The organism is Enterococcus sp. R12 (assembly GCF_058135755.1).
This window is the reverse complement of the sequence record NZ_CM176874.1, coordinates 1993591-2016471: the sequence shown is the minus strand read 5'-3', so window position 1 is coordinate 2016471 and position 22881 is coordinate 1993591. Positions and strand designations below refer to the sequence as shown.

The 22881-nt window shown below is 41.8% G+C and carries 19 protein-coding genes; 14 read left to right on the top strand and 5 right to left on the bottom strand.

The features are described from left to right. The first annotated feature begins 48 nt into the window (after positions 1 to 48). The 4 genes from ACTW1R_RS09320 to ACTW1R_RS09305 all read left to right on the top strand — a co-directional run bounded on the left by ACTW1R_RS09320 (position 49) and on the right by ACTW1R_RS09305 (position 4240). On the top strand, positions 49 to 315 hold the full coding sequence (locus tag ACTW1R_RS09320; protein WP_005230142.1) for an ACT domain-containing protein: 267 nt from the start codon (positions 49 to 51) through the stop codon (positions 313 to 315). Positions 316 to 323: 8 nt separating this feature from the next. Then, positions 324 to 1673, top strand: a complete 1350-nt coding sequence (locus ACTW1R_RS09315; protein WP_489927264.1) for a PFL family protein — start codon at positions 324 to 326, stop codon at positions 1671 to 1673. 140 nt (positions 1674 to 1813) lie between these two features. After that, complete coding sequence (locus ACTW1R_RS09310) at positions 1814 to 3406, top strand: TPM domain-containing protein (protein ID WP_334202381.1); 1593 nt, start codon at positions 1814 to 1816, stop codon at positions 3404 to 3406. A gap of 216 nt (positions 3407 to 3622) precedes the next feature. Further along, positions 3623 to 4240, top strand: coding sequence for an HAD-IA family hydrolase (locus ACTW1R_RS09305; RefSeq protein ID WP_005230151.1), 618 nt, complete (start codon positions 3623 to 3625; stop codon positions 4238 to 4240). 62 nt (positions 4241 to 4302) lie between these two features. On the opposite strand, the gene ACTW1R_RS09300 is transcribed toward ACTW1R_RS09305, so the two are convergent. Further along, positions 4303 to 5184 (bottom strand): helix-turn-helix domain-containing protein, encoded by an 882-nt coding sequence (locus ACTW1R_RS09300; RefSeq protein ID WP_142973289.1) that lies wholly within the window; start codon positions 5182 to 5184, stop codon positions 4303 to 4305. A gap of 246 nt (positions 5185 to 5430) precedes the next feature. Here ACTW1R_RS09300 and ACTW1R_RS09295 point away from each other — a divergent pair, with 246 nt between their 5' ends. From ACTW1R_RS09295 to ACTW1R_RS09280, 4 genes are read left to right on the top strand one after another with little or no spacing between them, the layout of a single operon-like run. Further along, on the top strand, positions 5431 to 6972 hold the full coding sequence (locus ACTW1R_RS09295) for a sugar ABC transporter ATP-binding protein (RefSeq protein ID WP_270290278.1): 1542 nt from the start codon (positions 5431 to 5433) through the stop codon (positions 6970 to 6972). Then, the gene (locus ACTW1R_RS09290; protein WP_270290279.1) at positions 6972 to 7997 is read left to right on the top strand and encodes an ABC transporter permease; all 1026 of its coding nucleotides are present in this window, start codon (positions 6972 to 6974) and stop codon (positions 7995 to 7997) included. The genes ACTW1R_RS09295 and ACTW1R_RS09290 overlap by 1 nt, the downstream gene beginning before the upstream one ends. After that, the gene (locus ACTW1R_RS09285; RefSeq protein WP_201689293.1) at positions 7997 to 9019 is read left to right on the top strand and encodes an ABC transporter permease; all 1023 of its coding nucleotides are present in this window, start codon (positions 7997 to 7999) and stop codon (positions 9017 to 9019) included. Before ACTW1R_RS09290 ends, ACTW1R_RS09285 begins: the two co-directional genes overlap by 1 nt. Beyond that, on the top strand, positions 9006 to 10043 hold the full coding sequence (locus ACTW1R_RS09280; protein ID WP_270290281.1) for a rhamnose ABC transporter substrate-binding protein: 1038 nt from the start codon (positions 9006 to 9008) through the stop codon (positions 10041 to 10043). The genes ACTW1R_RS09285 and ACTW1R_RS09280 overlap by 14 nt, the downstream gene beginning before the upstream one ends. A 49-nt stretch (positions 10044 to 10092) precedes the next feature. Here the strand turns inward: ACTW1R_RS09280 and ACTW1R_RS09275 are convergent, their stop codons facing one another. Next, positions 10093 to 10950 carry an AraC family transcriptional regulator gene (locus ACTW1R_RS09275; protein WP_074535263.1) on the bottom strand — a complete coding sequence of 286 codons (858 nt, stop codon included), beginning with the start codon at positions 10948 to 10950 and terminating at the stop codon, positions 10093 to 10095. A 153-nt stretch (positions 10951 to 11103) separates the two neighbouring features. Here ACTW1R_RS09275 and rhaM point away from each other — a divergent pair, with 153 nt between their 5' ends. Next, on the top strand, positions 11104 to 11436 hold the full coding sequence (gene rhaM, locus ACTW1R_RS09270; protein WP_074535264.1) for an L-rhamnose mutarotase: 333 nt from the start codon (positions 11104 to 11106) through the stop codon (positions 11434 to 11436). 181 nt (positions 11437 to 11617) lie between these two features. On the opposite strand, the gene ACTW1R_RS09265 is transcribed toward rhaM, so the two are convergent. Beyond that, positions 11618 to 13069 (bottom strand): sensor histidine kinase, encoded by a 1452-nt coding sequence (locus tag ACTW1R_RS09265; protein ID WP_159161614.1) that lies wholly within the window; start codon positions 13067 to 13069, stop codon positions 11618 to 11620. Further along, positions 13059 to 13727, bottom strand: coding sequence for a response regulator transcription factor (locus tag ACTW1R_RS09260; RefSeq protein ID WP_074932592.1), 669 nt, complete (start codon positions 13725 to 13727; stop codon positions 13059 to 13061). The genes ACTW1R_RS09265 and ACTW1R_RS09260 overlap by 11 nt, the downstream gene beginning before the upstream one ends. A 171-nt stretch (positions 13728 to 13898) precedes the next feature. Between ACTW1R_RS09260 and ACTW1R_RS09255 the strand changes: the two genes are divergently transcribed. Continuing rightward, positions 13899 to 15698 (top strand): penicillin-binding transpeptidase domain-containing protein, encoded by a 1800-nt coding sequence (locus ACTW1R_RS09255; protein WP_128432644.1) that lies wholly within the window; start codon positions 13899 to 13901, stop codon positions 15696 to 15698. A 198-nt stretch (positions 15699 to 15896) separates the two neighbouring features. Then, positions 15897 to 16937, top strand: coding sequence for a CAP domain-containing protein (locus ACTW1R_RS09250; protein WP_270290283.1), 1041 nt, complete (start codon positions 15897 to 15899; stop codon positions 16935 to 16937). A 118-nt stretch (positions 16938 to 17055) separates the two neighbouring features. Here ACTW1R_RS09250 and ACTW1R_RS09245 read toward each other — a convergent pair whose 3' ends face one another. Next, complete coding sequence (locus ACTW1R_RS09245) at positions 17056 to 18081, bottom strand: AraC family transcriptional regulator (RefSeq protein ID WP_010749643.1); 1026 nt, start codon at positions 18079 to 18081, stop codon at positions 17056 to 17058. 167 nt (positions 18082 to 18248) lie between these two features. Between ACTW1R_RS09245 and ACTW1R_RS09240 the strand changes: the two genes are divergently transcribed. From ACTW1R_RS09240 to ACTW1R_RS09230, 3 genes are all read left to right on the top strand, one after another. Further along, positions 18249 to 19538, top strand: a complete 1290-nt coding sequence (locus ACTW1R_RS09240; protein ID WP_270290284.1) for a PTS sugar transporter subunit IIC — start codon at positions 18249 to 18251, stop codon at positions 19536 to 19538. 19 nt (positions 19539 to 19557) lie between these two features. Further along, positions 19558 to 22152 carry a family 78 glycoside hydrolase catalytic domain gene (locus ACTW1R_RS09235; protein ID WP_271814593.1) on the top strand — a complete coding sequence of 865 codons (2595 nt, stop codon included), beginning with the start codon at positions 19558 to 19560 and terminating at the stop codon, positions 22150 to 22152. 86 nt (positions 22153 to 22238) lie between these two features. Beyond that, complete coding sequence (locus tag ACTW1R_RS09230) at positions 22239 to 22880, top strand: helix-hairpin-helix domain-containing protein (protein WP_271814594.1); 642 nt, start codon at positions 22239 to 22241, stop codon at positions 22878 to 22880. The last annotated feature ends 1 nt before the right edge of the window (position 22881 follow it).

Sequence of the window (22881 nt, the reverse complement as noted above, 5' to 3'; positions counted from 1 at the left end):
GGTTTTGTTGTGCTATAATAAGAAAAATTTTATGAAAGGCGGGAGGATATGAAAGCCGTATTAACCGTTATTGGAAAAGACAAGGTTGGGATCATTGCTGGTGTTAGCCAGAAATTAGCAGAATTAGAAATCAATATTTTAGATGTGTCCCAAACGATCATGGAAGATTACTTCACGATGATGATGCTTTTAAACATGGATGCCAATCAGGATTTTGATGGTGTTCGTGAGGAGCTTCACCAAATTGGTCGTACATTAGGTGTAAAAATCAGCATTCAAAATCAAGAGATTTTTGATACCATGCACAAATTATAGGAGGCACTATGGAGACAAATCAAATACTTGAAACCATTCGCATGGTGGAAGAAGAAAACTTAGATATTCGTACCATCACAATGGGGATCTCATTATTGGATTGTATTGACGCCGACATTGATCGTACCTGTGAGAAAATTTTTCAAAAAATTACAACAAAAGCGAAAGATCTTGTCAAAGTCGGCGAAGAGATCGAAAGTGAATATGGCATTCCGATCATTAACAAGCGGATTTCGGTTACCCCTGTAGCGATCGTAGTGGCAGCTTGCCAGCCGACACCCGCAGACTGTATCAAAGTTGCGAAGACCTTGGATCGAGCGGCGCAAGAAGTCGGAGTCAATTTCATCGGCGGCTATAGCGCACTAGTAGAAAAAGGCTATCAAAGCGGCGACCTTGCATTGATCGAATCGATTCCAGAAGCCTTGGCTCAAACCAATTTTGTCTGTTCGTCGGTCAATATTGGATCAACGAAAGCTGGGATCAACATGGATGCAGTACGTCTGATGGGAGAAACAGTCAAGAAGACGTCTGAGGCATCAGATATGGGCTGTGCGAAGCTCGTCGTCTTTGCGAATGCAGTGGAAGACAATCCCTTTATGGCGGGTGCTTTTCATGGGGTCGGTGAAGCTGATGTGGAAATCAACGTTGGTGTCAGCGGACCTGGTGTCGTCAAACGTGCCTTGGAAAAAGTCAAAGGCGAGTCCTTTGATGTCGTGGCGGAAACAGTCAAAAAAACAGCTTTCAAGATCACGCGGATGGGGCAATTGGTCGGGCGCGTGGCTTCAGAGCGCTTGGGCGTTCCATTCGGGATCGTCGATCTTTCGCTGGCGCCAACTCCTGCAGTCGGCGATAGTGTGGCATTGATTTTAGAAGAAATGGGTCTAGAATCTGTCGGTACCCACGGAACGACGGCGGCTTTGGCCTTGTTAAATGATGCAGTAAAAAAAGGCGGCGTAATGGCATGTAACCATGTTGGAGGTCTGTCGGGTGCCTTTATCCCCGTTTCTGAAGACGCAGGGATGATCAAGGCTGTAGAAGCTGGTTTATTGAATTTAGAAAAACTTGAAGCCATGACGGCGATCTGTTCTGTCGGTTTGGATATGATTGCGATTCCAGGAGATACTTCTGCTGAGACGATCGCCGCAATGATTGCGGATGAAGCAGCGATCGGCGTCATCAACCACAAGACGACAGCTGTCCGAATCATTCCAGCGAAAGACAAAAAAATCGGCGACCGCATTGAATTTGGTGGATTATTAGGGACGGCACCAGTGATGAAAACCAATCCTGCACAGTCTACTGATTTCATTTTACGTGGGGGACGTATTCCCGCTCCGATCCATTCATTCAAAAATTAATTTGTACTCCTTTACTAGGAAAATATGATAAAATGACCTTTAAAAGACCGACCAAAATGCTGTCTTTTAAAGGTTTTTTAGTCATGTAACTATTTTTTTCATGCTTAAGGCGGATGTTTTATCATTTGAAATCGAATACAATGAAAGATAACACGATGAAAAGGGGTGGTAAAATGAAGAAAATCTTCCAACTTGGGATGTTGGTTTTTGTTGGTTTGATGGGATTTTTTGTCCTTCAACCATCAATTGCCTTTGGACAGACATTTGTTCGTGATGATGCCGGGGTCCTTTCACAAGAGACGATCAAACAAATCGATACTTTGAATAAAGAGGGCTTTCAATCATTGACTGGAGCACCAGAATATGCTGTGATCACGATCCCTTCTTTAGATGGGCAATCGATTGAAGAGCGTAATTTGGAACTGTTCAATGAGTATGGTTTAGGAAATCCAGAGGACAATAATGGACTATTGTTTCTCTTTGCCATTGACGATCGTGAATTTCGTCTGGGTTATGGCGATGGACTATCCTATGTCTTCAGTGAGCTATCGGAAGATGATTTAGTGGATGAAGATGCCAAAGACGCATTACGAGATGAAGATTATGATACAGCGATATTGGCAGCTTCTAATGAAGTCTATCAGCGAATGAAAGAAGCGGATGAAACGATTGGTTTAGGGACGATCTATCAAGATGGCAAGCAAATGTTAGCAGAAAAACAGGCACAAGAAGCAGAAGCCACTAAGCAGATGTGGTTCACTATTGGTAAAATCGTCAGTGGTGTCGTAGCGGCAGCAGCTGCAGGCCTTGTCGGGTTCATCAGTTTTCGCCATCTTAAAACCAAACGGCGTTTTGAAGAGCACCTGCCATTGCCGAAACATCTGTTAGAAGATAGTCACTTCCAACAGAAAGATTTCTTGAAATGGGCTAGCAATAGAAAGAACTATCAGCGTTACCATCAGTATCAGACAGCAAAAGATTGTCAACAAGCATTTACGCAGTATGTGACGAGGACTTATGTGCCAGCGAAATTGACTTCGGTCACTGGATTGTCGACAGCGGATAAACGAGTCATCCAACACGGCTTGACGAATCCAGCAATTGGCGCCTATTTTTCAAACTTGCTGATGAAGAAACAAACCACGGTCAAACATTTCGGTCAGGTGATCCTTACACAACATGACACCTTAAAAACCTATGAAGCCCAATTAGGCAGGGAAGTGACTGAACGGTTGGCAGACTACGATTTGACTGATGCGGTGTTACCCGAGAATCTGCCTTTAGCAGATGCTTATCGAGCAGAAATAGCCAAGCAAGCCAAAGAAGAGATCAGAAGACGCAATGAGCAAGGGCGATACTTAGCTCAACTTGTGACGGAAAAAGCGACCTATCCTGAGATGGTACAAGCCATTCCAAAAGAAGTTTCTAATGTTCTAGCGGAAGTGAAAACAGATGCCTTGTTCCAAGTTGACTTGAAACAGGTTTATCAAAATCACCCAGATTTAGCGAACAAATTATCCTCATTTGATGCTTCTGATCGAGCAGCCGTTTTGAATAATGCTCGCCAAGAGTATGACCCCCATGGTATGAATATGGCGTTGTTCTTTGTAATGATGAATAATCATGTGACCCATCAAGAACAAGTCATTGCCGATACGCAAAGTTCTTCGAATGATTTTGGCGGCTTTAGCGGAGGAAGCAGCAGCGGTGGCGGTGTTTCTGGTAGCTGGTAATTTTTCGTAGTGAGGAACGTTCATTGTTCTGCAATGCATTCGCTTGCATGTAGGTTTGTGCAAGCGGAAGGATTGTATGGTCAATGGCGTTTTTTCTTGTAGAGGAAATCCCTTGATAAATAAGACAAACCAAACAAAGTGTGGTAAACTTTTTAGAGTTACTGAAAATGAATGGAACTTTCATTCATTTGAAAAAGGGAGAAAACGAGGGATATCATGTACCAATCTTACATATGGGATTTTGACGGAACACTTTACGACAGCTACCCAATCATGTTAAAAGCTTTTATCAAGACATTGAAGGAGTATGGCTTTGATCCAGATCCAGCGGAGATTTATTATATACTGAAAGATTCATCTTCCAAAAAAGTTGCTGAAAAATACAACTTAGATTTTCAAGAGTTCACTAAAGCATTTAAAGCAAATGAAGCGCTGGATGATCGTTTGCCGCTTTCCTTTGCAGGAACCAAAGAAACATTAGAAGCCGTGGTTGCTGCTGGGGGCAAGAACTACATTTTGACCCACCGCGATGTCGTCTCAACGAAAGAACTGTTAGAAAAAGAACAGATGGCAGACCTTATCGTTGAGATCGTTGGCCCAGAAAACAACTTCCCCCGCAAACCGGATCCAACTTCCCTGATTTATCTTGTTGAAAAGTATCAACTAGACAAAGATCAGACTGTCATGATCGGTGATCGCACGATGGATGTTTTTGCAGGACAAGGAGCAGGTGTCAAGACGATATTTTATGATATAGAAGGTCTCTTAAAAGATGTATCTGCCGACCATACCGTCCAATCAATGGCTGAAATACAAGAAATCATTAAGTCTTGAGAAATCAAGGCTTTTTTTGTGGTGAAAATGTTCTTTCCTGTCCATTGATAACGATCATGAAATTACTTGTCACAAAAGGTATGAGAACGTCGACTTTTTTTAAAATCGCTGGGTGAAATACCATAATAGGCTTTAAAGACTTGAAAGAATTGACTGCGATCAGAGTAACCTAACAAGATAGCAATTTGATCGATCGAATGATCGGTATGCAACAAGTATTCCTTAGCTTTTTCCATTTTTTGCATCTTGACATAATCAGAAAATTTCATGGATGTATTCTTTTTGAAAAAAGTGGATAGATAAGTGGGATTGTAATGAAAATGACGTGCCAATTTTTTTAGTGTGATCGAATTTAAGTGCAGTTCAATATAATCAATGATTCCTTGAATATCCACCGATTCTTTTTTGAAAAGATTGCAGGAGGTAATCATCTCGTAGGACTGGCTGATGTCTTCAATCATGATTGCCAAAAACAAAGTAATGATTCGAGGGTTTTTGTCTTTTTTTTGCCACTCGTAGTAAAAATTGTTGAAAGAGTTTAACGGTGAGGTGTCTCGGCTTTTAAAATATATGTAAGGTGTTTTCATTGGTGTCTCGTAAACGAATGGAAAGAAAAAAGGACTTACTTGTTCGTTATTTTTTAAGGCTGGAAAAAGATCTTTTTTAATAAATTTAGGTGGTGCTTGAATAATCATGATCACATCATTGTCTGACTGATCGATATGAAAAGGAACGGAAGGCGAGATCATTACGAAGTCATACCGATTGATTTTAATACAAGTATTTTCAATAAATAACGAACCCTGACCACTTCTTACATAAATAAAAATGGCCTCCTCGTAGTATTTTCTTTGAATCACTGTAGGGGAACCCTTCAATTTAGTCATTTTAAAGGACTGTTCGCCTTTAAGGGTTTGTGGCTGATTTTTTTTCTCCTCGTTCATTATATGCACCCCTTTGCTAATCTCTCCCACTCAGTACAGGTGAAATTATAGCAAATTTTAGAAAGGATAATTTTTGTTGAAAGCGCTTTGACAATATTGGAACATATGATGCCAAGAAAGTGTCATTTATGCTGATTTTTCGAAAAAAAACACTCACTGAACCAAAGAATTCCCCTCGTTTCCTCACCATATACGGGCTATACTTTTCGTTATAGAAAACGATTTCAAAGGAGGTCATGAAAGAAGATGTCAGAAACGGTTTTAGAGCTTAAAGGTATCACTAAGACATTCCCTGGGGTCAAGGCACTTGATAATGTCCATTTCAAATTAGGCAAAGGCGAGATTCATGCACTGATGGGAGAAAATGGTGCAGGAAAATCAACCTTTATCAAAGTAATTACTGGCGTCCACCAGCCGGATGAAGGTGATATCTATCTTAAAGGCAAGAAAGTATGTTTTAAAAATACCACCGAGTCAAGAGAAGCGGGAATTGCTGCCATTTACCAACACATCGTCGCATATCCTGATTTGACTGCTGCAGAAAATATTTTCTTGGGGCATGAGGTGACGAACGGTTTACTAAAAACACTTAACTGGAAGGCAATGAATGAGCAGGCGGACCGTCTTCTCAAAAGACTGAAAGCTAATTTTTCTGCAAAAGATCGGATGGGAGAGCTCTCAATCGCCCAGCAGCAGATCGTTGAAATAGCAAAAGCGCTCTCGCAGAAGGCCAATATCATTATCATGGATGAGCCTACTGCAGCTTTGACTGCTTCTGAAAGTGAAGAGCTTTATCAATTGGCGGAACGCTTGCGAGATGAAGGTAAGTCGATCATTTTTATCTCTCATCGTTTTGAAGACATGTATCGCCTTGCTTCAAAAGTCACCGTTTTTCGGGATTCACAATATATTGGATGTTGGGATGTGAACGGAATCGCCAACCATGATTTAATCGTGGCGATGGTTGGCAGAGAAATCAACCAACTCTTTCCAAAACAAACGCTGACTCCCAAAGAAGAAGTACTTCGTGTGGAGCAACTGTCGAAGATAGGCTATTACAAAAATATTAATCTCAGTGTTCGAGCAGGAGAAATCGTAGCTCTGACCGGTTTAGTAGGAGCTGGAAGAACTGAAGTAGTGGAATCGATTGTTGGAATCAGCCAAGCGGATCAGGGAACGATTTATCTGGATGGGGAAAAATTCGTTCCGAAAAACCCAAACCATGCGCTCTCTCATGGAATCGGTCTGCTACCGGAAGACCGTCAAAAAGAAGGGCTGATTTTAGATTTTTCGATCGGTGATAATATTACTCTTTCCAACATGCGAAAAATTAGCAATTCAATTTGGCTAGCGCCCAAAAAAGAAAATCAGTTGGCTCAGGAGTTATCGAATAAGCTGGGAATTAAGTGTCGAAGTATCTCAGATAAAGCTTCCACGTTGTCAGGAGGGAATCAGCAGAAAATCGTTGTTGCAAAAATGCTTACCTCTTCTTTGAAGCTGATCATTCTCGATGAACCGACGAAAGGAGTAGATGTCGGAGCTAAAGCGGCTATCTATGAAATTGTCAGCGATCTTGCTTCTAAAGGTTATGCAGTTCTAATGATCTCTTCGGAGATGCCTGAAGTTTTGGGCATGGCTGATCGTATCTATGTCATGAAGGAAGGGAAAATCACTGGCGAGATGTCAGTGGAAGAAGCCACACAGGAACGTATTCTGGCCCTTGCGATGATCGCCCAGGATGTTGAGAAGGTATCCAGCAACTCTGTAAAAGTAAAGGAGGTTTTGTAATGGAACTTAATGAGTTGCAAAAGCAAAACGGATTTGGTATCAAGCGATTAAAAGATAAACTTCCTAATTCAAGGGAACTTGGATTGATCTTATTTATTTTAGTAGCATCAGTATTTATCCAAACTCAAAACAGCAGTTTTCTGACAATGGTCAATTTGACCGATATGTTGACCAACACTTCTATTTTAGCTATTTTGGCTGTGGGAATGATGATGGTTTTGATCACAGGCGGAATCGATCTTTCTGTGGGGGCAGTTGTTGCTTTATCTGGGATGTCCTCAGCGGTTTTTATCCGAGATTTTCCGAACATCCCGGTTATAGTTGCCGTGCTCGTGGGGCTTTTCGTGGGGCTTTTCTCAGGACTGGTCTTAGGCCTTTTGATTGCCAAAGGAAGGATCCTGCCGATTATTGCCTCACTGGGGATGATGAATGTCTATCGCGGTTTAACCTACATCGTTGGTGATAATCAATGGGTCAGTGCTTTTCAAATGACTGATGCTTTTAAAGAGATCGCAACAGGTTCATTTTTAGGTATAAATCATTTGATTTGGGCAGCTTTCATCGTTCTGGCAGTCTTCTATTATATTTTGAATTTTACTAGAAGTGGTCGTCGCATGTATGCTGTGGGATCCAATGAAGAGGCTACGGCGATCACAGGGATCAGTAAAGAAAGAACGTTGATTCTTGTATACATGCTCAATGGTTTGCTTGCTGGCTTAGCGGGTGTTTTATGGGTCAGTAAGTTTGCTTCTGCACAAGGAGATACTGCTTCTGGGTATGAATTAAACGTGATTGCAGCTTGCGTATTAGGGGGTGTTAGTGTTAATGGAGGCGTAGGGAAAATTTCTGGCTTGATTACGGGGGCATTACTTTTCGGTATCTTGAATAATGCTTTGCCGTTGTTAAATGCGTCAACCTTTTGGGAGGATGCGATTCAAGGAGTGGTCATCGTTGCTGCTATTGTAATGAATGTATTAATGAAACGCCGGTCGGATGCTGCCGCACTGAAAAGGAGAGAATTGTAATGGCTAAAAGAAAAGAGACCGTTCCAGATTATGAAAAATCCCCATGGATGAGATTTCTTTTTTCTTGGGAATTTATTCTGCTTTTGATACTGGTGGGGATCCAGATAATGAACAGTATGATTTCACCAAATTATTTAAACGCAGGTTCCATAAGTACAGCGATGATGAATTTCCTTGATAAATCTTTTATGATTTTTCCTATGACGATGATTTTACTTCTGGGGGAGATCGATATCTCTATCGGTTCAACCGTTGCTTTATCAGCGGTCGGCATGGGACTCGTTTATCAGCAGACCGGATCTATGGTAATTGCCATCGTTGCCTGTCTTATACTGGCATCTGTCTGTGGTTTGCTTAACGGGATCCTCGTCAATTTATTTCCTGAGTTGCCAACGATGATCATCACTTTGGCAACGCTAACGATTTACCGAGGGCTTGCTTATATATTATTGGAGAATCAGTCGATCTCAGGCTTTCCGGATTGGTTCCAACAATTGGGATGGGGAAAATTAGGGGAGATACCGCTGATTGCTCTTGCCTTTGTTTTTACAGCAATTGTTTTTTGTTTGATTATGACGAAGACAGCTTTTGGAAGAGAACTATATGCGATGGGAAGCAACAAAAAAGCAAGTTTGTTTTCAGGAATCAAAACGAAAAAGAATCTTTTAATCGTCTATACACTAATGGGGGCTATGGCTGGAATCACCGCTTTATTTTTGTCTTCAAGAATGTCTAGCGTTCGGGCAGATATTGCCTCTGGTTACGAGTTGGAAGTGATTTCCATGTGTGTCCTTGGCGGAATCAGTACTAGTGGAGGCAAAGGAAAAGTTTTTGGGCCGATTTTAGGAACCTTTATCATTGGTTTCTTAAGGTATGGTTTGGGAATCATCAATCTGCGAGCGCAGACGATTACAATGATTTTAGGTGTATTGCTGATTATCAGCGTTTTAATTACTAGATTTGATCTATCAAAAATCTCAACTAAATGGATGAAAAGAGGGACAATCAATGAAACTAAGTAAATGGATCGGTTTATCAATCGCCACAGCTGTCATGTTTTTAGCTGCTTGCGGCGATGGGCAGGAAAGTGCTGGAAATGTAGAGAATTCATCAGGAACTTACGCAATCGTGGCTAAAAGTGCTGGCAACCCGTTTAATGAGAAACAGATTGAGGGCTTCAAGAAGGCGATTGAAGAGCAAGGGTATCAAGTCATTGAAAAAACACCAGATCAGCCCACGGCAGAGCAGCAGATCAATATAATTCAAGAGTTGATCACACAAGGCGTGGATGGAATCGCCATCGCAGCAAACGATGAGAACGCATTGCAGCCTGCATTAAAGCAAGCAATGGATCTAGGCATTGCTGTCACGAGCTTTGACTCTGCAGTCAACCAAGAATCAAGACAGGCTCATGTAAATCAAGCCGACCCGAAAGCGATTGCTGTTGCAATGATGGATGCTGTCTTAGATCTGGCAGGAGGAGAGGGACAATTTGCAATTCTTTCCGCCACCAGTACTGCCACGAATCAAAATACTTGGATTGCTGGGATGGAAGAACTGATGGCAGAAGATGAAAAATATGCCGGACTTGAGCTTGTAAAAATTGCTTATGGAGATGACCTGAGAGATAAATCTACTTCTGAAACAGAGGCATTATTGCAATCTTTTCCTGATTTAAGGGTGATCATGTCACCTTCTACCGTCGGTATCGCAGCTGCCGCTAAAGTTGTTCAAGACAAAGGCGTTTCGGACAATATTAAAGTCACAGGACTGGGGCTTCCTTCTGAAATGGCAGCATACATTGACAATGATGTCTGCCCATATATGTATCTTTGGAATCCTATCGATATTGGCTATATGACCGGTTATTTGTTGACCGCATTGGCACAAGAAGACATTAGCGGTTCCGTAGGGGAAACATTTGAAGCAGGAGATTTAGGAACGAAAGAAATCACCGAAGCACCTGATGGCGGCACAGAGTCCTTCCTAGGAGAGCCGTTCCGATTTGATAGCAGCAACATCGACGAATGGAAAGAAGTCTATTAAAAAAAATGGCAAAAAGAGTGCTTGAGGGAAACAAGCACCTTTTTGCATCTTAATCTGATTTACGGTAGTTTAATGGAGTCATACCAGTTCTTTTTTTGAAGAGACGACTGAAGTAAGATGAGTTTTTGATGCCGATTACCTCACTGATTTCTTTCATACTGAGTGAGGTAAATCGCAGCAGTTCTTTTGCATAAGATATTTTAGCTAAGAGATGGTATTCGATTGGCGGTACTCCTTGAAATTTCGTAAATTCTTTGCTGAGATGGAATTTATCACGATTGAAAGCTGTGGCTAGTTCGTCAAGGGTAACGGTTCTAGTGAGATTTGCTTCTAAATATGCACGAATCTCTTTTATATGGTAGGGAATGTCATCCTCAAAATCATTGGAATGATACTTGTTGAGGATAACCTCATTTAAGAGTTCGTGGATCAACAAAGATACTTTGAATTCGCTCTTACCACTTTTTTGTAAGAGCTGGTTTTGTATTTTTTGGATGATGGCTGGAATTTTTGAATTTGCAGACTGACATTTATTTGATCCTGATCGAAGAAAATAGTTGTAAAAAGTTTCTGTACCAAGACCATAAAAGTGAATCCAATCCATCTCCCATGGCTCATTACTGGAGGTGAAATAATGCTGGTATCTTTTGCAATCGATCAAAAAGAAACTATTTTTTTCAAGAGTATAGGTACTTCCTTCATAAAAAAGCGTTCCTTGCCCACTATGGGTAAATTTCAATAGGTAGGAAGGGTAATTTTCTCTTTCAGTAAAATAAGGTTTAGACGCCTTGAAATGACCAGTTTCTTGAACGTAGAAAAGCAGTTCTTTACACATCTGGCTAGGTGTTTCTATTAAATAAAGCGAATCTGGTGACCAATTTCGGTGATCATTTTGCCAGTAGGACATAAGTTTCCTCCTAATTTTTTCTATTTTAAGAGTAAACGGATAATGTAAGGGTTGTCAAGAGACTAAAATCCCCCCAAAAGAAGTATGGTCGAAAAGAATATGAGAATCATATATTATAAAATTGACAGGTAATAGTGAAGGAGTGAAGATGTGATGATCAAAAAAGCGATCCGAATGAAATTGCTTGATGGGTATCAAGAACTTTATAAAAAACGTCATGACGAGTTATGGCCTGAAATGGTAGATATGCTTTCCCAGCATGGTGTTCAAAGCTATGAAATCTACTTAGATCCTAAGACAAATGATTTGTTTGGTATTTTAGAAATAACTGATGAGAAGCTTTGGGCACAAGCATCAAGGACGAAGGTCAATCAAAAATGGTGGGCATTTATGGAGGATATCATGGAAACAAATCCTGATTCTTCTCCCGTTTCTGTGTCATTGTTGAATGTCTTTCGTCTGGAAGAACATAGAAAAAATAAGTAATCAAAAAATCTGTTTAAAAAATTCCAAGAGTTCTGGGAAGCGTTGGATGTCTTTTAATTCTTAACTCTGACCTCTTATTCATGGTTAGGTCCTTGAAAATCAGCGAATCATAAAAACCTCTTACAGGAAATGAGTTGTAAGAGGTTTTTAGATGTGCCTGAAAATATAAGAGCTGCATTTATTAAAGAACTGCATGATCTTCTAGTCTCGGCACAACAAACCAAAAACAAGTCACGCCATTTTTCGACTCAGCACCATATTCGAAGGCATGAGAAGTCAAAATCGTTTTTACGATCGCTAAGCCGATGCCGGTTCCTTCTTTATGTCCTGCTTGATGTTGGACGCGTTGGTATCTTTCCCAAATAAGTTCGAGTTGTTCTGGAGGGATATCTTTTCCAGGGTTGATGACAGCAACTTTTGTTCCTGCAGATGTATTCGTTAATTTGATTAAGAGTCGTTCATTTTTAGGTGTATGGTTGATGCCATTGTTTATTAAATTACGCAAAACCTGTTCCATTTTGATGCGATCAAAAAGAGCATTTCCATCCGTACGATCTGCTTCAAAATCGACAGTGATGTCATATTGATTGGCGATCCCTCTTGCGTAAGCAACGACGGAGGAAACCACCTCGTATGTATTCCAGATTTCATTTTTAAGTTGTGTGTAGCCAGCTTGCATGATAGAGAAATCCATGATGTCATCGACCATAGCACTCATGCGGTGGGCTTCGCTGATAATTAGGTCCATATGTTCTTTTCGAAGGCGTTCGTCGTTTCCAGATACATCACGTACCATCTCCCCATAGCCAGTGATCAACGCGAGGGGGGAGCGTAGTTCATGAGAAACATTGGCAATGACTTCTTTTCGCAAGACGTCTACTCGCTGAAGTTCTGTGCTTAAGTCCGCAACCGATTCAGAAAGTGTACCTAATTCATCACTACGCTTAAGTTTGGGTACGGAATAAAGCTCGCCGTTGGTTAAGCGGATGATGGCTTCTTTGATGGTTTTGATCGGGCGAATAAAATGCTGTGCTAAAAAAAAGGAGATCGTTGACGCAAAAATAGTTAATATGATGGTGAATAGAAAGAGTTGCTGTCGATTCAAGCTTTGAAGCGCTTCGATTTGAGTGATCGTATTGGAGAGCAAAAGGGCAGCTGGGCGTTGGAAAAGAGTGGTAGGAACGCCAATAAGAATGGCAGAAGACTTTTCAAAGTCTTCTACAGCACTCAGGCTCTCACCATCAAGGACAGTTGGTGCGTGAGATAACAACCAGTTGTATTCGTTGCTCAACCCATCTATGTTTAATTGCTGTCCATTGTTAAATGCCGCCAGAATTTCGCCATCCTCGTCGACTAAGAAAAGAGTCCCAACGATCGTTTTACTGAGGAAAAGTAATGGCTCTTCTGGTAAGTCATCTGGATCTACTGCCATTTCTTCAATAGCGGCAGCTGTTTCCTGAACTGTTTCTAAAAGTGATTCTTTCGTTACATTGATATAATTTGGTTCAAATAGCAAAATTTGAACAGTCCACAAAAAAGCGATGCCAATGATGACCAGCAGCATATTGGCGGACCAAAGCCGCACGAGTAATTTACTTTTGATGTAAGTAAAACCTAACCGACTAGTCTTCATAATCAAATTTATACCCAACTCCCCAAACCGTTTGGATCAACTCTCGGTAATCCCCTAGACGCTCTCGCAAGGACTTGATGTGTGTATCCACTGTTCTGGTATCTCCGAAATAATCAAAGCCCCAGACACCTTCTAAAATTGATTCTCGGCTCAAAGCGATATGATTATTTTTCGTCAAATAGACCAGCAGATCGAATTCTTTTGGTGTAAGCGGCAGAGGTTTCCCTTTGATCGTTACAGTATGAGAAAAAACATTGACTTCGAGATCACCAAAAACGATCTTTTCGAACTGAAACTGACTGCTTCGTTTCAACACAGCTTTGATGCGAGCCATCAGCTCTTTAGGGCTAAATGGCTTGGCAATATAATCATCGGCACCGAGATTGAAGCCAAAGAGTTTGTCATACTCTTCCTTTCGAGCGGTAATCATAATGACTGGCGTGTTACAGCTGCCTCTGATTTCCGAAAGCGTCTGAAAGCCATCTTTTCCCGGCATCATGACATCTAGGAGGATCAAATCGAATGAATGATTGGTTAATTTTTCCAAAGTTTCTTTTCCATCCGCTGCCTCAAAACATAGATACCCTTCGATCTCCGCATAAGTTTTCACTAAGGCACGCATATGAGTATCATCATCAACGATCAATATTTTTTGCAAATTTATTCACATCCTTAAAAATAATTTATATTTTTTAAAGTATATCACAGAATAATCGCTGATTTAATAGGAAAATGACTCTTTGAAAAAATAATTGTTCTTTCCCTCACAAGATCATCACAAATAGCCAATACTATAGAGGTATATTCAATCGAAAGGAGCGCTTTGGCGATGTATGACTATCATATGGTGAGAAAGAAAAAAGCAAAGAAAAATCGTAAGCTAGTTGGTCATTGGTTATACATAATCAGTCTTGCGCTTTTTATAGGGTTTTCTGCACGTTTGATTTACATTGTTCAAGTCGGCGTGATCGCAGGCGTCTCTTTGTCTGAAAGAATAGAAAATTTGTATTATAGTTCAAGATCGATCGAAACAAGTCGAGGGGCGATTTTTGATCGGCAGGGGACAGTGATCGCACAGGATATTCTTTCCTATACTGTTCGAGCGGTTCTTTCTGAAGATTACATTGATAATGGACGACCCATGTATCTAGACAGAGCGCGCTTTGAGGAGACCGCAGCGATTCTTTCGGAGTATTTACCTATTTCTAACGAGCAAGTTTTGTCAATCTTGTCAGATGGTGCGAATCAAACAGATCCGCCTGTCTTTCAAGTGGAATTTGGCAATGTTGGCAGTGGTCTAAGTGTGACTACTCGAAATCAAATCGAAGCGGCGTTTGATGCAGCTGGAATCAATGGTATCTATTTCGATGCTCGTTCAAGTCGCAGTTATCCGAATGGTATCTTTTCTTCACATTTGATAGGGACAACGTCAGATGATGAAGAGATCCGAGTCGGAGTTTCTGGATTAGAATATGTACTGAACGACTTTTTGAAGAATCAAAATGGGCGAGAGTCCTTTCAAGTCAATGCTTCAGGGAATCCTGTTCCCGCAACCAATCAAACCGTAGAAGAAGGAGTAGATGGGAATGATGTTTGGACGACATTAGATGCTCATCTGCAGTTATTCACTGAATCAGTGATGGATGAAGTTATGGAACAAACACGACCAGAAAATCTAACGGCTTTATTGATGGATGCGAAAACTGGGGAGATTTTAACGATGGCTCAAAGACCTAGTTTTCATCCAGAGACCCAAGAAGGAATTGCGGATGAACACTTTATTTGGCGTAATCTTTTTACGGAAGAGATGTATGAACCTGGTTCGACCTTGAAGCTGGCAACCGTTGCGGCCGCTATTGATGAAGGCGTTTTTGATCCGACGGAACGCTACAATCCTGTGAGTATGCAGATTGAAGATCGAGTCATCAATGACCACGACTCAGGAGCAAATGGTGAGTTGACGATGCGGCAAGCGTTAGCTTGGTCAAGCAACACTGGGATGGTTCGACTTCAGCAACGGATCGGTTTTGATAATTGGGCACAGTATTTAACTGATTTTGGACTAGGGAAAGTTACAGGAAGTGAGCTTCCTGGGGAAGTGCCAGGTATCTTACCTTCAAGAAATCGGGTGGATTATGCCATGAGTTCCTATGGCCATGCGATCGGCGTCAATCAGATGCAGATGATGCAGCTATTTAGTGCATTTGCCAATGGTGGCGAGATGATACGTCCGCAATTGATTCGGCGAGTAGGGGAAGAGACCCAAGTTTTTCCAGAAGTCGTTTCCCAGCCTATTTCACAAGCAGCAGCTGATGCTGTATTGGAATACATGACCGATGTAGTGACGGATGAACGTTATGGCACCGCTTATGATGTATACCAACTGACGAACCATGAGATTTCTGTCAAAACTGGGACTGCTCAGATCGCCAATGAGAATGGTCAAGGCTACATGACGGGAGAGTTTGATTATATTTATTCGGCGGTCTCCATCTACCCAACGGATGATCCACAGTTTATTCTTTACCTCACTATCAAGCGACCAGAAGAATACGATCGACATACATTAGCTAAAATCGCCAATCCCTTGATGGAGCGTTCGATGGCGCTGCAAAGTTTTCGTGAGTAAAAAAAGTTTCTTAACAGGAGCTTAAAAAGACCTAGATCATCTAAGAAATTTCATGATGCAGCTGGTCAACTTCCCACAGGAATGATAGTCTTTAGAAAAGACAGGAAGGGTGCATCAGCGATCCAATCTAGGGATGAATGAATGGATAAACGATCGCGCTAAAGCTAACACATAAAGATTCATTGACGGAGGTGTCATATGAAAAAAATAAAATTCTTGATCAAAAGCATTTTTCTCATCGGGCTTCTTTATTTTGCAAGCCAGATGATCACATGGCAAGACGGGCGCTTGGCATTTCGTGATGCCCGACTCAACGAGATCACTCAATCTCTCTCGTCCCAATTTTCTCTTTCACAAGACACTTCAGCAAGGCCAGCGGCAGAAACGCCTGCCCAGACATATTTATATAATGAATCACGACAAGTGATCGAAGAAACCTTTGGGGAAGCGATCAATGAATCAGCGAATCGGTATGGACTGAACTGGACTTCCTATCACGATGATTTTCGTAACTTCATGATGGTGATGTACGATGAACATGATATTGCGCAAGGGATCTATACGAATCAAGATACGATTCTTATCGATGACACGCTAGGTATCGGGTCTTCAAAAGCAAGCGTTCGTAATCAGATGGGGACGCGTCAAGAAAGTCTACAACGAGGATCACGACGGTATCGCATCGATTCGGATGCCGACTATGATCTGTTCTTGCAAGACGATCAATTGATTACTTTTTTCTATGATGTTCATGCCGAAGATACAGTGACTGCGATCCAAATCATCAATCGCTCCCTAGAAACACGCCATGCGAATGATTTTCGCCAAAATCAAGCCGCCATTTTAAGCGGTTTACGAACACAGTTATTTGAATTAACGAATGCCACCCGAGTGAAATTTGGTTTGTCACCCCTTGGTTTCAGCGAAGCAACCAGTGAGACTGCCGTGAAGCATAGCCAAGATATGGCAGAACATCGATACTTTGACCATATCGGGTTAGATGGATCGACTCCATTTAATCGGATGCAAGAAGACGGGATCAGCTTCACTGCTGCAGGGGAGAATTTGGCATTTGGCCAGGCCAGCAGTATTTACGCCCATCAAGGTTTAATGAATTCAGAGGGACATCGGGCAACGATTCTAAACGATGAGTATCAATTTCTCGGGATCGGTATTGCGATCGATACCAGCGAACAGCCATATTATACAACGTTGTATCACCGAGGATCGGCGTCGTAAATTCCTGAATTGCGTGAAACTGATTAGTTAAAAAACACTGCTCATTTGAGATTGCTGCGTTAGCAGCATCAAGTGAGCAGTGTTTTTTTGTCGATAAAATGGTGTGCAGCAGTATTATTTAGTTTTGACGGTAGGCATGAGGGGAGCACTGATACTTCTTTTGAAACAGCTTATAGAAGAATGAGACATTTTTATAGCCGACTTGGTGTGCGATTTGTTCCACAGGTAGGGAGGAGTTTCTCAACAATAAACTGGCTTGATTGAGTTTTAATTCTTGAAGGATCGTCACAAAGGATCGACCAAGCTGCTGACTGATACGGCGACTCAAATAGCTCGGGTTGTATCCAAATGTCTCCGCAACCGAAGCTAGTGTGCAAGTAGCGAAATGTTTCTCCAGATAGTCCAACACTTCTCCGAGGTACAATTGGTCACTGTTTTGTGACTCGATCCGTTGTTTTTCCTGGAAGTTACGAACGAGTTCGGAAAAAATAATGATCATATAGGAATGAATGACTTCATGAGAACCGAAGGAGGGATTGAAGAACTGGGCCAAGACCCCGAAAATCGCATCAATCAAATAGTCGTTGTTACTCGTTTCAAACACTAGATATTGATTGTGCTTTTGGCTTTCAGATAACGCATTGATGGCAAAATCGGCGATCATGCTATTGGATGCTAACCGACTGAGCATCTGCGTGGAAAAGTACTCTTTGCTGATCAAAAAGTTAATAACAATGTCGTCTTGATTTGTTTCGATAATTTGGTGGATCACCCCAGTATCTAGTAAGCAAAAATCACCTGCCTTTAGGATCACTTTCTTCTCATTGATCATGATCGTGACTGTTCCAGAAAAAACATAATTCATTTCGATAAAATCATGCTGATGTAGTGGCGTAGATGAAAAGCGTGCATGTTTTAAAATCAAGAGCTGGCTTGTCTTAAGAAATCCGCTATCCTGCGGTCGTTTTCGTATGAGACGAGAAAGGTGTTTTTCGAAGGTATATTGGTAAATTGGCTCATTTTTCTCAGTGTAGACTTTCTTGAAATCCTCATAATTGTATGGAAGGGTTTGCGTCTTTTTAAGGGCTATTTCTTCGGTAGTCGTCAATTGTTGTAACTGCTGCAGAATGTTTTGTTTATCCATCGCTTTCTCCTTAGGTAAAAAATAGTCAATGAAATAGTAGAGTATCGTCATTGAAGACAGGTAGAGATAGTATATAATACTTGTATGGTAGCGTTATCAATTATCATAATCCGGATGATAATAATAGTCAATAGTACCAGCAAATTCGAAAGAAATGGGGAATCACCATGAACCACGACAAACCATCATTAGGGGATAAGATCCAAAGTACCCTTGGTCCATTTGCAAGTAAAGTCAATGGGAATATTTATATTACTTCAGTTAGGGATGCAATGTTAGCATACATGCCATTCACCTTTATTGCGTCGATCTTTTTAATTATTGCTTTTTTTCCGATCCAACAAGTGACCGATTTTATTACTATGGTGTTGCGAACAGAAGATGCTAGTGTCTGGCAAGAGAAATTGCTCTATGTCAACAATGCCACACTCGCAATCGGTGGTTTGCTAGTTGTCATTTCCCTCGCAAAATCTCTGGCAGAAAAACTTGAAACAAATGTTTTGCAATGTGTCTTAACTGCTTTTGTTTCCTTTTTACTATTAACACCGTTGGATGCAATGGAAGCAGGGACTTTTTTAGATATCAACCGCGTTAGCGCGCAATCGATGTTTTTAGCGATTATTGTCGGTATTTTTAGTACAGTTCTTTATAAAAAAATTGAGGGCAAAGGAATCAAAATCAAAATGCCAGCAGCGGTACCACCAGCTGTTTCTGGTCCATTCGAATCGGTGATTCCATCTTTTCTTGTCATCACGACGATTTGGGTCATCCGACTCATCATCGAAGCCTTATTTAACAGTGATGCCATGACGTTGATCAATGGGACCCTTGGGATTCCATTAACTATGTTAGGTGGCTCCCTAGTTGGAATGGTCGTTGTGAAAATTTTCGAGCAATTCTTGTGGTTTTTTGGCCTTCATGGAACTTCGATCATTCAAGCAGTGATGGACCCAATCCATCAAGTCCTTGAAGATCAAAATCGTGTGGCATCAGTGGCGGGAGAGATTCCAACGAATATTATCAGTATGAGCTTTCGGAATCATTTTGCCTCGATTGGGGTCGTCGGTGCGATCATTGCTATTTTGATCGTAGCAAAAAGCAAACAGTACAAAGAGGTTGGAAAAATTGCTAGTGTTCCTTATATTTTCAATATCGGTGAACCAGCGTTGTTCGGGATACCGTTAATGTTGAATTTCAGTTTTCTCATTCCCTTTGTTTTTGCGAATGCCGTCACAACGATCGTCGCTTACTTTGCCTTTTATTTCGGGTTAGTCCCGATCCCAACAGGGCTTGCACAAATTCCTTGGACGACTCCGCCGATCATTAGCGGCTATTTTGTCACTGGTAGTATCATGGGCGCATTGCTACAAATCGTCTTGATCGTGATCGCAACGGTGATTTGGTTGCCATTTATCAAAGTTGCTGATAAGCAGATCTGTATTGAAGAAGCACAATAACCCACGAAAGGAGCAGCCTATGAAAGAAACGATAACCATCAACGGGAAGACAAAGCCATTAACAGTGGATTTAAATGATCCGGTCCTTATTGAGTGGTCGATGACCAATCACCAAGGCTATCGATTGCAACTCTTCAATGAACAGCAGCAAGCAGTGTATGACGTTTCCAACATAGCCGCTTCTGAGAATAAAATGGCGGTCCACTTACCACAGCATCCGCAGCGAAAAAAATATCAAGTCAAATTGACAGTAGGAGCAGGAAACGATGTCACCGTTTACAGCAGTGTGTTTTTCACGATAGAAAAGCGTGAGCAACCTAAAGAAACCATGGGCAAGTGGATCACTCGCTTAGATGATCCAATTAAAAAAGAACGGTTTTATTTTTCAGAAGAGAAAAATAGCTGCTTGTCCCGCTCCTTCACACTGGAAAAGTGTCCTTCCTATGCAGTGATCGATTGCTGCGGGCTTGGTTTTTATCGCTTGTCTGTTAACGGAAAAACGGTATCAGATGTTTATTTAAACAGTGATGTAACGAACTATGATCGAGTCGTCTACTATGATACTTATGAGTTAACTGATTTTTTACAGGTGGGAGTCAATCGGATCGAAGTTGAACTTGCGAATGGCTGGTACAACCCTGCTCCGATTGAGATTTTAGGTCGGTATAACATCCGCAAACAACTAGCGATCGGTAAACCATGTTTCTGGGGGGAGCTTCAGTTAAATGACGGAGGAGAGAATCGCTACATTTACTCAGACAATCAGTGGCAGAGTAGTTTTGGGCCTTATTTGCAAAACAATCTTTATATAGGAGAAATCGTTACCGATGTACCTGATCCTCGTCCAGAAGGAAAAACGGTACAAATTGCTGGTCCCGCGGGACGTTTTAAGCCAAGCTTTATTCCTAAAATCAAGCGCACACAATCGATCGTTCCCCAAAAAATGACCGAAACTGCAGCGGGACTGCTTATTGACTTCGGTCAAATCATCAGCGGTCAATTTGCTTGTACACTTGAGAAAGATTTCATTGGTCAGATCAGAATCAGCTATGCAGAAACATTAGATGAGCAAGGCAACCCAGATTATACGTCTACGATCAGTGGAACTTATGGCATATACGATCCCTATGAAGGGAAGCAGCCAGATGATCCCATCGTTCAACGAGACATCATTGAGAAAACGGCAGCGAGGACGTTCGTTTTTGAAAACCGCTACACGTATCATTCCTTTCGCTATGCGTTGATCGAGACGAAACCTGCTAACAACCTTCAAGCGAATGTAGGCGCAATCAAAGCCTATCGCCTGCATACGGATGTGAAATCGTTGGTAACCCTTGAAACCTCCGATCCCTTCTTAAATGAGTTATGGGCGGTTGGCCAAGCCACGCGGTTGAACAACATCCACTCGTATTTTGAGGACTGCACCCGTGAGCGGTTCGGATATGGCGGAGACATCGTCGCTTTATTGCCAACACAGATGGCAGGTCTGGCGATTGAGCCGTTGTTGGAAAAAGTGTTGTGGGATTTTGCCAACGACCAACGACCGGATGGTGGAATGACTGCAACTGCGCCATTTGTAGGAATCATGACAAATGGTCCATCAAATGGTGGTGGTGCGTTAGGGTGGCAATTGGTAGTTCCAGAGCTTGCTTTGGCATTGGTCAAGACCTATGGGAAACAAGCAGCGGTTGCCAAGCTGCGTCCACAGTTGGAACGGCACCTCAACTATTTACTCGCTTTTGATTTTGATTATATCGCCCAGTGCTGCCTCGGTGATTGGGGAGCAATTGATGAAACTCAGCAAAACGGGGTCATTACTTCGCCAGATCAGTCCTTTTGCTCTGCCTGCATGTATCTGCTTTTACTACAGCGTTACCAAGAATTGATCGACTTGAGGATCATTGGTAACGAGGACTATTGTCAGCGAGTGACAGCAGCGATCCAGTACACGACACAGCAAATCAAACAGCAGTTTTCTAAAGGAAATGAGCAATACGGCGCGGGTACCTTGTCTAGCATGATCTTTGCAATGAAAACAGGACTCAGTGAAAAAAAACAAATCTTGCCAAAATTAGTACAACGGATCAAGCAGCAAGAGGGTATTTTCTCTTTCGGCATCTTCGGGATGGCATGGAGTTATCAGCTGCTGGCTGAAGCTGGCTATAATGATGTTATTTTTAATTGGTTAACGAGGAAATCTCCGCCTAGTTATGCAGCAATGCTGGCAAGTGGAAACGGCACTTTGATGGAACATTTTCCAACGCCGCAACATTCAGCCACTTACGAGGGTTCGTTGAATCATGCCATGTTTGCTTCTTATGGGTATTGGTTTGTTCGTCATTTATTAGGCATTCAGATGACAAGCGCTGGGATACTGATACAACCAGCCTTCGATGTACCTGTAGCTCATGTCAAAGGCTCCTTACAAAGTACGTTTGGATTAGTAACTTTAAGCTGGGAAAAGACTGATCGTACCGTTCGCTTAACGGTGGAGTTGCCACGAACATGTGGCTATGAAATCAGTCAGATGAAAGGTTTTAGAAAAGTCAGCGAGAAAATAGAGGATGAGGGGAGCCAACAGAAAGTTACCTGTATATATACGATTACTTCTTAGCTAGTGAAAAAGTCGACACGTGGAAAGTGTTGACTTTTTTCTGTCGTTTTCTATTTTTTGCGTATTTCATCTATGAGGTGGTGAAAATGGATCAATGGAAGCTGCTCAAAGACTATTGGCGATTTGCAGTTGGTGGTGCTGTTTTGATGGTTTTGCTGATCATCTGGTTTGTACCGTTCTCGCAAAACAAAGAAACAAACTGGCAATCAATGGCAGATGCAGCAGGTCAATCGTCTGAAATGGGGGAAGGTGGAATCCTTCAAGAAGATGGTCTTCACGATGAAGAGTATGAGATCGTTATCGATGTCAAAGGAGAAGTGCACCAACCGGGCATTTATCGTTTAAAATCAGGTGCGCGGATGTATGAATTGATCGAACAAGCAGGTGGTCTGACAGAAGAGGCGTTAGAAACAGTCATAAACTTAGCAAAGGTGCTGCAAGATCAACAGATGGTGATCGTCCCGCATAAAGAGGATCAAGCGTTTACGGAGATGAATGCTTCAGGAGTAGGTGGCAGTCAGACAGCAGTGACACAAATCAATCTGAATCAAGCCAATGCGCAGCAACTGCAAGAACTGCCAGGTGTGGGTGCCAAAAAAGCAGAAGCAATCATCGCTTACCGCGAAGAATATGGCTTTTTTAAACAGATTGATGACCTAAAAAAGATCACAGGCATCGGAGAGAAGACCTTTGAGTCCTTGAAAGAGATGATTACAGTGACGGACTGAA